This is a genomic window from Microbacterium sp. M3 (assembly GCF_033548675.1).
Lineage (GTDB): Bacteria > Actinomycetota > Actinomycetes > Actinomycetales > Microbacteriaceae > Microbacterium > Microbacterium arthrosphaerae.
The window spans coordinates 543,184-558,897 of record NZ_JAWTZT010000002.1 but is presented as its reverse complement, the minus strand read 5'-3'; the positions used below and the strand labels follow the sequence as shown (position 1 = coordinate 558,897).

The following is a 15,714-nucleotide window of genomic DNA, read 5'->3' as shown; positions in this document are numbered from 1 at the left end:
CCCAGCTGCAGAGCGCGTTCAGCCGGCAGCCGGATTCCTGTAAGAGAATGGAACGCGTGACGACTGCCCTCGCCCCCGCGCGTCCCCTGCGCATCGGGTCCATCGAACTCGACGCCCCCGTGGTGCTCGCGCCGATGGCCGGCATCACCAACACCGCGTTCCGGCGGCTCTGCCGCGAGTACGGCGCCGGCCTCTACGTGAGCGAGATGATCACGACGCGTGCGCTCGTCGAGCGGAACGCGACCACCATGCGGCTCATCACGCATCACGAGTCGGAGAAGCCGCGCTCGATCCAGCTGTACGGCGTCGACCCCGCGACCACCGAGGCCGCCGTGCGCCTGCTCGTCGAGGAGGACCGCGCCGACCACATCGACCTCAACTTCGGCTGCCCCGTCCCGAAGGTGACCCGCAAGGGCGGGGGAGCGGCGCTGCCGTGGAAGCTGGGCCTCTTCCGCGACATCGTGACGCGCGCCGCGCGCGCCGCCGGCGACATCCCGCTCACCGTCAAGATGCGCAAGGGCATCGACGCCGACCACCTCACCTATCTCGACGCCGGCCGCATCGCGGAGGACGCGGGTGTCGCGGCCGTCGCCCTCCACGCCCGCACGGCGTCGGAGTTTTACTCGGGCGAGGCCGACTGGTCGGCGATCGCGCAGCTGAAGGAAGCGGTCACCAGCGTCCCCGTGCTCGGCAACGGCGACATCTGGTCGGCCGACGATGCGGTGCGGATGATGGGCGAGACCGGCTGCGACGGCGTCGTGGTCGGGCGCGGCTGCCTCGGCCGGCCGTGGCTGTTCGGCGATCTCGCCCGCGCGCTCGGGTCGCCCGGTGCCGCGCCTGCCCGACCTGTCGACGCGACCCTCGGCTTCGTGGCACGCGCCTTCCGCCGCCACGCGGAGCTCCTCGTGGAGTTCTTCGAGGACGAGGGCCGCGGCTGCCGCGACATCCGCAAGCACGTGGCCTGGTACTTCAAGGGCTATCCGGTAGGCGGAGAACTGCGCGCGAGCCTGGCCACGGCGTCGACCCTCTCCGAGATCGACGAGCTCCTGGCGACGCTCGACCTCGACGCACCGTATCCCGGGGCTGCGGCGGAGGGCCAGCGCGGTCGCGCGGGCACGCCCAAGCGCCCGGCGCTGCCCGACGGCTGGCTGAACTCCCGCGAGCTCAGCGCCGCGGCATCCACCGCCATCGCCGAAGCGGAACTCGACCACAGTGGGGGCTGACCTCGACCGGCCGGCGTCCGATCGCCCCGGCGGGTACGACGACGCCGACGCCGCCCGCTTCCACGCCGAGCGCCACCGATCCCAGCGCGACGACTTCGCCCGCGATCGCGCGCGCGTGCTGCACTCGGCGGCCCTGCGCCGCCTGGCCGCGAAGACGCAGGTGCTGAGCCCGGCCAGCCCCGCCGACTTCGCCCGCAACCGGCTGACCCATTCGCTCGAGGTCGCGCAGGTGGGTCGCGAGCTCGCGACCGCGCTGAACCTCGCGGCCGACGTCGTCGACACGGCGTGTCTCAGCCACGACCTCGGCCACCCGCCGTTCGGCCACAACGGGGAACGCGCCCTCAACGAGTGGGCCGAGGGCTTCGGCGGCTTCGAGGGCAACGCGCAGACCCTGCGCATCCTGACCCGCCTCGAGCCCAAGGTGATCGACGCCGACGGCCGCAGCTTCGGACTCAACCTGACCCGTGCGAGTCTCGACGCGTCGTGCAAGTACCCGTGGACCGCCGACCACCCGCTGCCCGACCCCGGCGGCCGGCTGAAGTTCGGCGTGTATCCCGAGGACGAGGACGTCTTCCGCTGGCTCCGCGCCGACGCGCCCGGCCGCGTGCGCTGCATCGAGGCAGAGGTCATGGACCTCTCCGACGACATCGCATACTCCGTGCACGACTTCGAGGACGCGGTCGTCAACGGCTATCTCGATCCCGCCCGCCTGGTGGATCCGCGCGAGCACGACTGGCTGCTCACCGCCATCCAGTCGTGGGTCGGCTTCGACTTCGCGCGCGACGAGCTCGAGGACGCACTGTTCCGGCTGACACGGATGCCGGAGTGGATCGACGGGTTCGACGGCACGCGGGCGGCGCTCGCGAGCCTGAAGAACCTCACATCCGACCTCATCGGCCGCTTCGCGCGCGCCGCCACCACCGCGACGCGGGAGTCGTACGCCGGCTCGGTGCTCACCCGCTATCGCGGGCACCTCGTCGTGCCGCGCGTCGTCGAAGCCGAGATGGCGGTGCTCAAGGGCATCATCGGCGCGGCGGTCGTCTCGATCGAGGGGCGCAAAGACCTCTACAAGGAGCAGCGACGCGTCCTCAAGCGCCTGGCGACGGCGCTGTGGGAACGACCCCAGGCGCTGGATCCGCTGCACGCGCAGGATTTCGCGGCGGCGCAGACGGATGCCGCACGCCGGCGTGTCGTCGTCGATCAGGTCGCGAGCCTGACCGACCAGCTGGCCATCGCATGGCACGGGGCCCTCGTCGGGGCGGTGGACGCGGCATCCATCGGCGTCTGGGCGCCGGGCGCGCGGCCCATGGACGCGCGATCGCAGGCCGGCCACGACGCGGCCGGAGCGCGCTGATGCCGGGGCGCATCCGGCAGGCCGACGTCGACGAGGTCAAGTCCCGCACCAACATCGCCGACATCATCGGCGAGCGGGTCGCGCTGAAGTCCGCCGGCGTCGGCTCGCTGAAGGGCCTGTGCCCCTTCCACGACGAGCGCAGCCCCAGCTTCAACGTGCGACCGCAGGCCGGCTTCTACCACTGCTTCGGCTGCGGCGAGTCGGGCGACGTGTACTCGTTCCTGCGCGCGATGGACCATGTGACGTTCACCGAGGCCGTGGAGCGACTCGCCGGACGGATCGGCTACACGCTGCACTACGAGGACGGCGGCGCCGCTCCCGAGCACACCGGCCGCGCCCGGCTGTACGCGGCCAACGCCGCCGCGGCAGAGTTCTTCCGCGCGCAGCTCATGACGCCCGAGGCCGACATCGCTCGCCGCTTCCTCGGGCAGCGGGGCTTCGACGCCGGCGCGGCCGCCCACTTCGGCGTCGGGTTCGCACCCAAGGGCTGGTCGGGCATGCACTCCGCACTGCGCGGGCAGGGCTTCTCCGACGAGGAGCTCTCGTCGGCGGGTCTCGTGTCGCAGGGCCAGCGAGGCGTCTACGACAGGTTCCGCGGACGCGTGGTGTGGCCGATCCGCGACGTCACCGGCCAGGTGATCGGCTTCGGCGCGCGGCGGCTCTTCGACGACGACAACGGCCCCAAGTACCTCAACACCCCCGAGACGACGATCTACAAGAAGGCGCAGGTGCTGTACGGGCTCGACCTCGCCAAGCGCGACGTCTCACGGGAGCACCGCGTCGTGGTCGTCGAGGGCTACACCGACGTCATGGCGTGCCACCTCGCCGGGATCACCACGGCGATCGCCACGTGCGGCACGGCGTTCGGCGCCGACCACATCACCGTCCTCCGGCGCGTCATGGGCGACGACTCCACCGCGGGGGAGGTCGTGTTCACGTTCGATCCCGACGCCGCCGGTCAGAAGGCGGCGCTGCGCGCGTTCGCCGACGCCAAGCGCTTCAACGCGCAGACCTACGTGGCCACCGGCCCCGACGGACTCGACCCGTGCGACCTGCGCCTCGCTCGCGGTGACGGCGCCGTGCGGGCCCTCCTCGAGACGAAGGTCCCCATGGTGGAGTTCGTGCTCGATCAGCGCATCTCGGGCTACGACCTGGCGAGCGTCGAGGGGCGCGTGGGCGCGCTGCGCACCGCGGCGCCCGTCGTCGCGGAGCTGCGCGACCCGCTGCTGCAGCCCGAGTACATCCGCGTCCTCGCCCGGCGCCTCGGCATGGACACCGAGGACGTGCGCCGTGAAGTGGAGCGGTCGGCCCGCGGCGGCGGTGCACGGCGCGACGCCGGCCCCGCCTCCGAGGCGCTCGCCGCCCCGGGCGAGGATGCCCCCATGCGGGTCACGGTCGCCACGCTGCCTCGGACGCCCGAGGTCGGACTCGAGCGCGACGCGCTCATGGGCGTGCTGCAGTTCGGGCACCGCATGGACCCGACGCTCGTGGCGCGAGCGCTCGATCTGCCGTTCCGGCACCCCGCGCTGGACGCCGTGCGCTCCGCCGTCCAGGAGGCGCCCGGCATGCAGCGGCCGGGATGGTCGGTGGATGCCGTCGCCACCGTCCGCGAGCCCTACCGGGCCCTCGCGGCCGAGCTGCTCGCCGGCGACTTCCCTGCCCTCAGCGACGACGGAGCGGTGGCCTCGGCCAGCGATCTCGCCCGCCGGCTCGTGATCAGAGGCCTCGACCGCGAGAAGGCGGAGCTGCTGGGTGCCATCCAGCGGGTGCCCGCCGACTCCGACGAAGGGCGCAGCATCCGTCTGCGCCTGCGTGAGATCGACGCGGGACGGCAGGCTGTCGTCGACGAGGCGTCCTGACCCGCCGCGTCCGGCTGGCATCGTCGCCGGGAGCCAGGCAGGATGAGGGGATGGCTCGACGAAGAGATGCGGATGCCGCGATCGACTGCTCCGATCTGTCCATCGCCCGCGGCGGCCGCGGCGGCCCCTCGCAGCGCGTCGTCGACGGCGTCTCCTTCCGGCTTCCGCACGGGGGTGTCCTGGCCGTCATGGGTCCGACCGGATCGGGCAAGTCGTCGCTGGCCGCCGTGCTCGCCGGCGCCGACGAGCCCGGACTGGCCGTCGTCGGCGGGAACGCGCTCGTCGAAGGCATCCCGGTCCGGCGCCCCGGGCGGGCTCACCGCTACCTCACCTACTACGCCGGCTATCTGCCGCAGTCCGCCGGCGCGCGGCTTCCGGCGCGCCTCACCGTCTCGGAGGTCATCGGCGAGCCGATCACGAGCCGTGATCGCAGAGTGAGTGCCCGTGGTCTCGCCGTGCGTGTGGCGTCGCTGCTCGATGAGCTGATGCTCCCGCTCGGCGCGGCGGCGAAGTACCCCTACGAGCTCAGTGCCGGCATGCGTCAGCGCGTCGCGCTCGCGCGCGCCCTCGTGCTGCAGCCCCGCGTGCTGGTCGCCGACGACCCGTTCGCCAACATGGACGTGGAGGTGCGGCGCGCCGCCCGGGAAGCGGTCCTGCGTCGGCGTGATGAACTCGGGATGGCGGCTCTCGTGGTGACGAACGAGGCCGAGGTCGTCAAGGAGCTCGACGCCGATGTGCTCGTCCTTCGCGCGGGCCACGCCGTCGCCTACGGGCACGGAACGAACGATCTGCTGTGGACGCCGAGCGGCGGCGCTGATCGACGGCTCGTGAGCTCGTGATCACCGCCGGGTTGGTCAAGAGCATGCGCTGAGCTTTGCTAGGATGGACTGGTTGCCCGCGCGAGAGCGCGGACCATTCCTCCATAGCTCAATTGGCAGAGCAATCGGCTGTTAACCGATAGGTTCTTGGTTCGAGTCCAAGTGGGGGAGCGAAGGCCTCGAGGCTCCACCCTCGAGGCCTTCATTCGTTTGTCGAACATGTCTCGCGTGGCCCGCGGGAAGAGCTGAGCCGAGATGCGCGATCGATCGAAGTCAGCCCCCGTCGTGCCGGTTCACGGCGATGTTCCGGCACCCGCTCCGATCTACCGGTCCGTTCCTCTGCTCGTCGCGCTGGCGCTCTTCGCTGCTTCGGTCGCCTGGACCGTCGTCCTCGTCCTCCTCGGTGTCGAGCCGGCGATGCTCCCCATCGATCTTCCGGCGCCGTGGCTCTTCCTCTACCTCGCGCCGTCGGTCGCGGCGATTCTGCTCGCGCTGCGCGGACTCACCGTGTGGGCGCTCGCTGCGACGGTGCTGAGTCTCGGTCTCGTGGTGACCGGTGTCGCCACCGCGGTGGTCGTGGTGGTCGCGCTGCTCACGGTGCGCGGGATCCGTCGCCAATGGGCCGCCCACGATCTCGACACCGTGCTCACGACCGCCGCCGCCCGTGATCTGCCCGTCCTTGCGGTGCAGCACGTGGCCGGCGAGGCGAAGAAGCGCAAGACGGCGCAGACCACCCAGCTGCAGGTGCGCGACGTCGACACCGGAGAGCTCGCCACCGCGCGGGTGTGGGGCCGCGTCCGTGTCGGCACCCTGCTCGTGCGTCAGGGGATGAACATCATCGCGCAGGCGCCTCCTGGCGCGGAGGACGAGCTGCGGCGCTGGGTCGAGCGCGAGAACCGGCGACGCTGACGGTCGAAACACGGGGAGTGACTCGCGGACGGTCGGCTGGATCGGAGGCCACGCAGCCCTTTCACCAGATATGCGTGAGGCGAACCGAAGCAGCGCGCGGCAGACTCGCGGCAATGGCGGCCTGCAAGCCGCCCCGGGGGGATCATGTCGTCGATGTCTTCGCACGCTCACGAGGCGCGTGCCACCAAGCGTTTCACCGTCATGCTGACCGTCTGCGCGGTTCTCGCATCGCTTTTCATGCCCGTCGGCGGGCAAGCCGCATACGCGGCGAACGGACAGCTCGTGCTCGAGCAGCTGCCGATGGATGACACGTGTGAAGGGCTGGCCAAGACGGGAACGCCGCCGTTCGACGCCGCAGACGGCGAAGGCCTCGACTCCGGTCCCGGCAACTGTCTCGTTCGCGTCAACGACTCGATCTTTCAGAACTACTCGGTGTCGCTCACCGGGCTCGACGCCGGGCAATCGACGAACAACGTGGTGCTCGAGTTCACGATCCACCCCGGCAGCGATGCGAAGCTGCAGCTGACCGGTCCCCTCGGTGGCGGGATGCCCGACGGGTGCCTGAGCGGCACCGGGATCAACCCTGCCTCGTCTCAGCGCACCAACGCCGACGGCTCGATCACTGTGATCTGCAACCAGGGCACGATGTCGTCGAACGTGGCGGTCGTGCAGTTGGTGTACGAGTTCGCCGGTAACACCCCGATCCCTTCGACTGCCTACGTCACCGCCAAGGCCTACACCGCTGATCCGTTGATCTCGCCGGCCCCCGAGGTCACGGGTCCGGTGGTCGAGGTGACGGGCACGGCGGCGTGGGAGATCAAGAAGTCGATTCGCACCGATGCGCCGGCCAACGGCCCATTCCGCGTCAACACCGCTGACGGCCCGTGGATCAGGATGCACTACTGGCTTGACCTCACCAATCAGAAGGCGCTGGGTGGCGGCTCCGACCTGCAGTGGCCAGCTACGTTCTACGACCGGCTGTCTGCGTTCCCGAACGCGATCATCGACAATTGCTCACTGCTGAACCTGAGCCTGCCGCTCAGCGCCGCCTCAGGGTGGAGCACGTCATGTCCGATCAACCAGGTGCAGGGACCGAACGGCTGGCCGATCTCGCTTACCCGGCAGGCCAGCGGCGCCGTCGCCGGAGTGCGGCTGCAGGTACGCGTTCTCATCCCGGCGAGGGACTTCTACCGCACGCTCGACCCGGATTGGGAGCAGGGCGATCTGCCGCCTTCGGGCACGGTGAACTGGCAGAATGCCCTGACCGAGACCGACGGATGGCACCTTATCGGCGGGCAGGTGAACAACCCGACCGGCACGCCCGACCCCGCACCGGGCTTCGAGTCGGGCTGGGACGGTACGACGGCCTCGGGCGACAACATCGTGGACAGCCAGCTGAATCTGACCGAGCCTCGGTGGGATCTCGCGAAGAGCGTTGTCAGCTCGCAGTATCAGGAGCGCGACACCGACCTGAATCCGAACACTCCGGCGGTGCGCGGCTTCATCGTGACCTACCGCCTGGCGATCGGGGAATCGAACGGCACGATCGTGTCGGACACCCTCGACGCGATGGACTTCACCGACGTACTCAGCGACGTCGACGGGTTCACGCAGAACGCGATCCGTGTCTCCTGCGGCGCGACTCCGAACGCACGTAATGCCGGCACGATCGCGTGCTCGGAGGCTGTCGACGGCCGCACCACGATGACCTACACGCCGTCGCCGGACCGCAACAACTGGGACGGCAATGGAAATGACACAGGTCAGCCGCTGAAGAACAGCAGCTTCGACGTCCAGTTCTTCATCCCGGTTCCCGAGCTGCCGCCGCTGTGCACGACGCCGTGGGACAAGACCTACAGCTTCACCAATGAGGCGCGCGAAACCGAGGGCTGGACCGCCGGTGACTGGCCGATCAACCGCACGGGCCTCGAGCCCGGCTGGGATCCTGCCACCGGTGCCCCGGCGACCGGCAACAACATCACGTCGGCGTCGATCCGGTTCAACACGGCCACGCAGAACTGCGGCACCTTGGACGGCGACAAGCGCTACGAGGGCATCACCGGCGGCTTGAACGCCTGGAACCAGTTCACGCCCGGCGACGTTGTCAACTCCCACGTCTGGACGACCGCGACGGCAGAGCCGGTGCGGGTCGGCGCGCCGATGCTAGGGCTGTGCGATGTGTTTGACGTGTCGGTGTGGCGGATCGTCGGCGACCCGCTGGCGCCGGTGACCGGCGCGGACCCGAACCCGCACCTGCAGCAGAACCCGGTGAACCAGCCTGGTGGCGCGATCGTGACGAACCCGAACTTCAGTCTGAACAACTACGTGATCGAGTACGCCGTGGGCACGAACTCGGTGAACACCCAGACCGGCACCGGCAACGGGCTCAACGCGGCCATCAACACCACCGAGGCGGCGGGATGCCGTACGCATCCGGGCCCGTGGTCCTCCGATCCCGCCGCGGCCTTCGGTGCGGACTGGCGTGACGAGGTCAACATGGTCCGCGTGCGGCCGACGGACCCGGATCGGGTCGAGGCAGGCCCCTTCACTCTCGGTCTGTATGTGCCGCTGCAGGCGCGCTGGCAGTACAACGGCGGCCCGCACGCCGGGCAGACGATTCCCGCGGGCATCCAGATGAACAACGTCGGCGCCTTCCCGGAGTACGACGCGAGCCGGAACATCCAGTGGGTCACGCAGGCGCGCCAGGTCGCGCCGGCCCACCCCACCGCCGGAGCGAAGGACTACACCTACGGCACTGACCCGTGGGGTGCTGGCCTGTGGGCCGACGGTTCGACATTCGCACCGGGCACACAGATCTACTCCCGAGTGTCGTTCAACGCCGACAATCCGAACCTCGGCAACAACGCCCGCGTCGGCTGGAACTACGGTCCGCAGACTGCGGGAGCGCACGGTGCGGTGCCGATCGGCTTCCCGGTGAGCGACCCCATGGTCTGCGACACGTGGGACGTATCGACGCTGAAGCTGTCTCGTGCGAACATCGCGATCCAGACGAATGTCGATGTGCCGGCGGACTACGTCATCGAGTACGCGATCGGCTCCAATGCGGTCAACACCCAAGCCGGCCCCAAGACCGGTGGCTACTTCCCGGTGACATCCACCTCTCAGACCACCGACGCGACGGGATGTCGCAGCAACGCCTACCAGTGGGTCACCGATCCGACGACGCTGGGCGCCGACTGGCAGGACAAGGTCAACATGGTGCGGTGGCGCCCGATCACCCCCGGCTATGTCGAGCACGCGGGCTTCGAGACAAGCATCGGTGTGCCGCTCACCGTGCGCAGCGTCTACGTCGGCGGCCCGAACGCGGGGGAGAAGATCCTCACCGGTGTCCGCATCACGAACTCGGGTTCGTGGCCGCAGAACGACACATCGCGCACGCTGTCGAGCGTCACCAAGCAGGTGTACTACACCGGCATGCTCGTGACGGTCTCGAAGTCGGCGCAGCAGGCGACTTGGCTCCCCGGGCAGGACGCCAAGTGGACGCTGCGGTTCGGTGTCAGCAAGGGGCAGGTCGGCGCGCTGATGGAGCGTCCGCAGATCGTTGACACGATTCCGGTCGGCCTGAACTACAACGACACCTGCACGAAGGAGACGCTTCCGCCCGGGTCGACCACGTCGTACAACCCGGTGACCCGTGAGCTGGTCATCACTCTGCCGGACATCTCGGTCGCGCAGACGACGGACTACTGGGCCTACTCCTTCACGCTGTGCACCATCATCCCAACGACGGCACAGCCCGGCACCTCGTATGTGAACCGTGTGTCCGCCCGCTCGCTGAGCGCTGAGAACACGGCCACCGCGCAGGCGACGACGAGCGCGTCGGGCTCCGGTCAGCTGGGCATCGCCAAATCCGTGGACAAGCCGCTGGTCGCAGAGGGCGAGGAGTACACCTGGACTCTGGAGTGGGTGAACACGTCCCGCCAGATCGAGTTCGCGGCTCCTGACGTGATCGACGTGCTGCCGTGGAACGGCGATGCCGAGGCGGGTGCGCTGTCCAAGCGCGACCAATACGCGTCCGACTACGCGGGCACCGCGGAACTGACAGGACCGCTCGCGGCGCCGAAGTACACGCAGGGGAAATCCGGGGACGTGCCGGGTACGTGGTACTACGCCACCGCGCCGTACGCCACCATCGATCCGAACGCCAAGTCGGCGAGCAATGCCGATCCTGCGGCTGCCGGCGGCCTGTGGAAGACCGCAGGCGAGATTCCGGACTTCTCGACGGTCACCGCGATCCGCTTCGTCTCGTCCGAGACGCTCGCTGTCACGACCCGTGTCGCCACTTCCATCCCCATGGTGGGCAACGGCGCCGAACTCGGCGACCTCTACGTCAACCGGGCGATGATCTACTCGGCCACCGTGGCGAACCAGCAGCTGCTGTCCACCGAGCCGACGGTGCTCGTGCCCGGATTCTCGGTGGGCGACCTGGTGTGGCTCGACGCGAACCTCGACGGCCGGCACCAGCCCTCGGAGGCGGGCATCGCGAATGTCAAGATCGAGCTGCTGGACGAATCGGGCGAGGTGGTCGCGACCACGACGACCGATTCCGCGGGTCGGTGGCACCTCGATCTGCTCCCGGCGGGCACGTACCGGGCACGCATCCCGGCAGCCGACTTTCAGGTGGGCGGGCCGTTGGAGACGTACTACCCCTCGCCGTCGCGAAACGGCGACGTTGCGGGAGCGAACGAATCCGCGTCGAACAACAACACCACGACGCCGACCCCGAGACTCACCGGCCTCGTGAGCTCGCCCATCACGCTCTCGTATGTGCGTGACGATTCCGATCGCATCGAGGGGGGTACGGGCACAGGTCACGATGTGGCGAGCCTCACCCCTCAGAACCTGCCTGAGTCGTTCACCGACTACACGATCGACCTCGCCATGGCCGCACCCGGCGCCATCGACATCGAGAAGCACACGAACGGCCAGGACGCTGACGCGCCCAATGGCCCGAACGTGACCGTCGGCGGCGATGTTCGCTGGACGTACATCGTGACGAACACCGGTGGCACCGCGCTGACGGACGTGACCGTGACCGACGACAAGGTCGACGCCGCCGACATCGACTGCGCTGACACCGGCGGGAACATCGTCGCCGGGCCGCTGACACCGGGGGCGAGCTTCACCTGTGTCGCATCGGGCACCGCGACCGCGGGTCAGTACGAGAACCTCGGCTCCGTCCAGGGCACCGAACCGCAGACGTACGCCCTCGACGGCACCGCGTTGGATCCGATCTTCGTCGAGGACGAGGACCTGTCCCACTACTTCGGCATCGAGCCCGCAGTCGACATCGAGAAGCACACCAACGGACAGGACGCCGACGAGGCTCCCGGCCCGCTGGTCACCGCTGGTGGCACCGTCCGGTGGACCTACGAGGTCACCAACACCGGCAACACCACCTTGACCGACGTGACCGTCACCGACGACCTTGTGGACGCCTCCGAGATCGACTGTGGCAACGGCTCCAACATCGTCGCGGGACCCCTCGCGCCGGGAGCGACGTTCACCTGTTCGGCGACGGGAACTGCGATCGTCGGACAGTACGAGAACCTCGGCACTGTGGTGGGCACCGCACCCGAGACCACGGACGTGGACGGCAACCCCGTCCCCGGAGTCGAGGCCACCGACGAAGACCCGTCGCACTACTTCGGCGTCGATCAGCGCATCGACATCGAGAAGGCGACCAACGGCCAGGACGCCGATGACCCGACCGGCCCGCTGGTCGCTGTCGGCGACGAGGTCCACTGGACATTCGTGGTCACCAACACCGGAAACGTGCCCCTGCGCGACGTGACGGTGGGAGACGACCTCGAGACCGACAGCGACATCGACTGTGACGGCACGGGCGGGAACGTGTTCCCGGACGAGCTGGCACCCGGTGAGAGCTTCGAGTGCGTGCTGGAGGGCACGGCCATCGAGGGTCAGTACCGCAACGTCGGCTCGGTGACGGGCGTCGGCCCGCGCACCGTGGACGCCGACGGTGTGATCCACGTCGGCACCCAGGTCACCGACGAGGACCCCTCGCACTACTTCGGCGTCGTGCCCGAGGTGCGCATCGAAAAGCTCACGAACGGGCAGGACGCTGATGAGGCTCCCGGCCCCAACGTGACCGTGGACGGTGTCGTGCGCTGGACCTACATCGTCACGAACACGGGCAACGCCACGCTGACGAGCCTCGCGGTCACCGACGACGTCGAGCCGGCCGACAGCATCGACTGCGGCGACGGATCGAACATCGTCGCGGGTCCGCTCGCACCCGGTGAGAGCTTCACCTGCACCGCGGAAGGCACGGCGACCGTGGGTCAGTACGAGAACCTCGGCGCGGTCGTGGCGACCGGTCCGGAGACCACCGACGTCGAAGGGGATCCGGTTCCCGGCGTCGAAGTCACCGATGAAGACCTGTCGCACTACTTCGGTGTGCAGCCGTCGATCGACATCGAGAAGGCGACGAACACCTTCGACGCTGACGAGCCCATGGGGCCGGTCGTCGGTCGGGGCGGCGAGGTCCGGTGGACCTACGTCGTGACGAACACCGGCAACGTGCCGCTCACGGATGTGACCGTGACGGACAGCATCGAGGATGCCGACGCCATCGTCTGCGACGGCGCGGACGGCAATGTCGTCGCTCGACTCGAGGTCGGCGCTTCCGTCACCTGCACCGCGACCGGCGTTGCTGTGGCCGGTCAGTACGCCAACCTCGGCTCGGCGTCGGGCATCGGTCCGGAGACCACCGACGTCGACGGGGAGCCGGTCGCTGGGGTGACCGTCACCGACGAGGACTGGTCGCACTACTTCGGGCTGATCCTCAGCGTGGACATCGAGAAGGCGACGAACGGCCACGACGCCGACGACGCACCGGGGCCGTTGGTGGCGTCCGGCGGTGCCGTCCGCTGGACCTATGTCGTCACAAACACCGGCACCACCGATCTGCGCGACCTCACCGTCTCCGACGACAAGGTGGGCGCCGCCGACATCGACTGCGCAGAATCGGGCAGCAACGTCGTGCCGGGTCCGCTCGCGCCCGGTGAGTCGTTCACCTGCGTCGCAAACGGCACGGCGACGGCCGGGCAGTACGCGAACCTCGGGAGCGTCGTGGCGAGCGGGCCCGAACTCGTCGGAGCGGACGGCGCCGTGCTCCCCGCTGCGCGCGTCACGGATGAGGATCCGTCGCACTACTTCGGCAGTGCGCCTTCGATCGACATCGAGAAGGCCACGAACGGGGAGGATGCCGACGACACCCCGGGCCCGCACGTGCCGGTGGGTGGCGCAGTCGAGTGGACCTACGTCGTCACGAACACCGGCAACGTTCCGCTCTCCGAGATCACCGTCACCGACGACGTCGAGCGAGCCTCGTCGATCGACTGCGCCGGCACCGGATCGAACGCGATCGCGGGGCCGTTGGGGCCAGGCGAGTCTCTCACCTGCGTCGCTCGGGGCACAGCCGTGGCGGGACAGTACGCAAACCTCGGCGCCGTCGTCGCCACGGGCCCGGCCACCGTCGACATCGATGGCACCCCGGTCGCCGGCGTGGCGCCCACCGACAGCGACCGGTCGCACTACTTCGGCACGGCGCTTCCGCCCGTGGTGCGCGACGTGGTCGGCTACCTGGCGAACACCGGCGGCGTCGGCATGCTGCCGATCGCGGCCGGTGCGACCCTGCTCGCTGGCGGACTGCTGGCCCTGTGGGTGGCGCGCAGCCGACGCCGCGCGGACACGCCCGCCGATTGACCGGCGCGCGGTGGCCCCGGTGGCGTGTTCGCCGAGGCCACCGCAGCCGGCGGCCGCGAGGGATCGCGTCGGTCAGGCGTCGACGTCGTCGACGCCTGGCATCCAGGAGCTTCCCGGCCGCCCCCAGCCGCGCTTGCGCGCGATCTTCTGCACGGTCTTCCAGTCGCCGTCGTCGAGGCGGTCGACATAGAGGATGCCGTCGAGGTGGTCGAACTCGTGCTGCATGATGCGCGCGCGCCAGCCGTCGACCTGGATCCGCACCGGCTCCCCGTCGAGATCCGTGCCGGTCACCAGCACCTCGTCGGAGCGTCGGAGGGGGAACCGCTCACCCGGGAAGGACAGGCACCCCTCCGACTCCTCGTCGGGATCCGGCGCCCCCGGCTCGAGCGGACGCATCCACAGCTCGGGGTTGATGATGACCCCGCGCCATGGAGCGCCGTCGTCATCGGCGTACGTGTAGGTGTAGATCCGCAGCGGCACACCGACCTGCGGTGCGGCCAGGCCCACGCCGGGCGCGGCATCCATCGTCTCGAACATGTCGGCGACGAGCGCACGGATCTCGTCCGTGATCTCTCCGACGGGAGATGCGGGGGAGTGCAGGACGGGATCGCCCATGATGCGAATCGGGAGAACAGCCACGCCTTGAGCCTATCGAGCGGCACCTGCGGCTAGTGTCGAACCGTGGTGTGGACGGCGGTAGAGCTCGAAGACGTCGGCGATCAGCTCGTCGGCGCGTTCCAGAACCCCGGCCTGCTCATCGGCATCCCGCTCGCGCTGCTCGGCGCGGTCTTCATGTCGTTCGGCGCCCAGTACCAGCACCGGGGCGTGACGAAGGTGGAGCGCCTGTCGGGATCCCATGCGGGGTCGGGGCTGGGAGTCAGCCACCTGATGAAGCTCCTGTCACGACCATCGTGGGTGATCGGCACGGTGATGCTGGGGCTCGCCATCGTCTGCCAGCTGTGGGCGCTCGCGTACGCTCCGCTCATCGTGGTGCAGCCGCTGGGCGCGATCGCGCTGGTCATCACGACGCTGCTGAATGCGCAGATCAGCGGCCACAAACCCACCCGCCGCTCGCTCACCGCCATCGGCGCGTGCGTCGGCGGCATCTTCGTCTTCGTCACGATCGCGGCGCTGTTCGCCACCGAGAAGCCGGTCTCCAACGAGCAGCTCATCACGATCCTCGCGCTGTTCGGCGGGGTCATCATCGTCTTCGCCGGTCTGTGGATCTGGCTGCGCAAGCGCATCAGCGCCCTGTTCTACATCGTGGCCGCGGGCGTGCTCTACGGGTTCGTCGCGACCCTGGCGAAGGTCGTGATCTCGCGCATCCAGAAGAGCGACTTCAACTGGCTGACCTTCGCGTGCCTCGCGGCCCTCATCATCGGTGCGATCGTCGGCGCCTACTTCGTGCAGAGCGCCTACGCGTCGGGCCCGCCCGACCTCGTGGTGGCGGGCCTCACCGTCGTCGATCCGATCGTCGCGATCATCATCGGCCTCACGATCCTCCAGGAGGCGGCCGGCGCCCCGCTGTGGGTGTACATCTCGTTCACGGTCGTCGGTGCGGTGGCCGTCTGGGGCGTCTTCCAGCTCGCCCGCTATCACCCGCAGATCGTCAGCGACAGCCAGGAGCTCCCGATCCAGCGGGGGAGCAGCGGCGGGGTGACGGATGCCGCGCACCCGCACACCGCCTCCATCAAGGTCACCGAGGCCGTGGCCAAGGTGTGGCCCGAGCCGCCCGTGAAGGACCCGGCCGACGAGACCGGCAAGCTCTGACACCGTCCGGCGCGCGCGGGGCGGTAGGCTCG

At 69.4% G+C, this 15,714-nt stretch carries 8 protein-coding genes and 1 tRNA gene; 8 read left to right on the top strand and 1 reads right to left on the bottom strand.

Annotation, left to right across the window (positions count from 1 at the left end; genetic code table 11):
* Nucleotides 1-56 precede the first annotated feature (56 nt).
* The 7 genes from dusB to R8Z57_RS07900 all read left to right on the top strand — a co-directional run bounded on the left by dusB (nt 57) and on the right by R8Z57_RS07900 (nt 13,912).
* Complete coding sequence (gene dusB, locus R8Z57_RS07930; RefSeq protein WP_318353217.1) at nt 57-1,223, top strand: tRNA dihydrouridine synthase DusB; 1,167 nt, start codon at nt 57-59, stop codon at nt 1,221-1,223.
* The gene (locus R8Z57_RS07925; protein WP_318353216.1) at nt 1,213-2,577 is read left to right on the top strand and encodes a deoxyguanosinetriphosphate triphosphohydrolase; all 1,365 of its coding nucleotides are present in this window, start codon (nt 1,213-1,215) and stop codon (nt 2,575-2,577) included. The genes dusB and R8Z57_RS07925 overlap by 11 nt, the downstream gene beginning before the upstream one ends.
* Nucleotides 2,577-4,436 (top strand): DNA primase, encoded by a 1,860-nt coding sequence (gene dnaG, locus R8Z57_RS07920; RefSeq protein ID WP_318353215.1) that lies wholly within the window; start codon nt 2,577-2,579, stop codon nt 4,434-4,436. Before R8Z57_RS07925 ends, dnaG begins: the two co-directional genes overlap by 1 nt.
* A 50-nt stretch (nt 4,437-4,486) precedes the next feature.
* Nucleotides 4,487-5,275 (top strand): ATP-binding cassette domain-containing protein, encoded by a 789-nt coding sequence (locus R8Z57_RS07915; protein ID WP_318353214.1) that lies wholly within the window; start codon nt 4,487-4,489, stop codon nt 5,273-5,275.
* A gap of 77 nt (nt 5,276-5,352) precedes the next feature.
* Nucleotides 5,353-5,425: transfer RNA gene (locus R8Z57_RS07910), tRNA-Asn, on the top strand.
* Nucleotides 5,426-5,509: 84 nt separating this feature from the next.
* Entirely contained in the window at nt 5,510-6,163 is a 654-nt protein-coding gene (locus R8Z57_RS07905) for a hypothetical protein (RefSeq protein WP_318353213.1), read from the top strand.
* Between the two features lie 153 nt (nt 6,164-6,316).
* The gene (locus R8Z57_RS07900) at nt 6,317-13,912 is read left to right on the top strand and encodes an SdrD B-like domain-containing protein (RefSeq protein WP_318353212.1); all 7,596 of its coding nucleotides are present in this window, start codon (nt 6,317-6,319) and stop codon (nt 13,910-13,912) included.
* 72 nt (nt 13,913-13,984) lie between these two features.
* On the opposite strand, the gene def is transcribed toward R8Z57_RS07900, so the two are convergent.
* Nucleotides 13,985-14,551, bottom strand: coding sequence for a peptide deformylase (def, locus tag R8Z57_RS07895; RefSeq protein ID WP_318353211.1), 567 nt, complete (start codon nt 14,549-14,551; stop codon nt 13,985-13,987).
* 42 nt (nt 14,552-14,593) lie between these two features.
* Between def and R8Z57_RS07890 the strand changes: the two genes are divergently transcribed.
* On the top strand, nt 14,594-15,682 hold the full coding sequence (locus tag R8Z57_RS07890) for a DMT family transporter (protein ID WP_318353210.1): 1,089 nt from the start codon (nt 14,594-14,596) through the stop codon (nt 15,680-15,682).
* Nucleotides 15,683-15,714 lie beyond the last annotated feature (32 nt).

Bases quoted from the DNA above. Each gene is read 5' to 3' on its own strand.
- dnaG (WP_318353215.1), top strand. From the start codon at position 2,577: ATGCCGGGGCGCATCCGGCAGGCCGACGTCGACGAGGTCAAGTCCCGC.
- R8Z57_RS07915 (WP_318353214.1), top strand. From the start codon at position 4,487: ATGGCTCGACGAAGAGATGCGGATGCCGCGATCGACTGCTCCGATCTG.
- R8Z57_RS07905 (WP_318353213.1), top strand. From the start codon at position 5,510: ATGCGCGATCGATCGAAGTCAGCCCCCGTCGTGCCGGTTCACGGCGAT.
- R8Z57_RS07900 (WP_318353212.1), top strand. From the start codon at position 6,317: ATGTCTTCGCACGCTCACGAGGCGCGTGCCACCAAGCGTTTCACCGTC.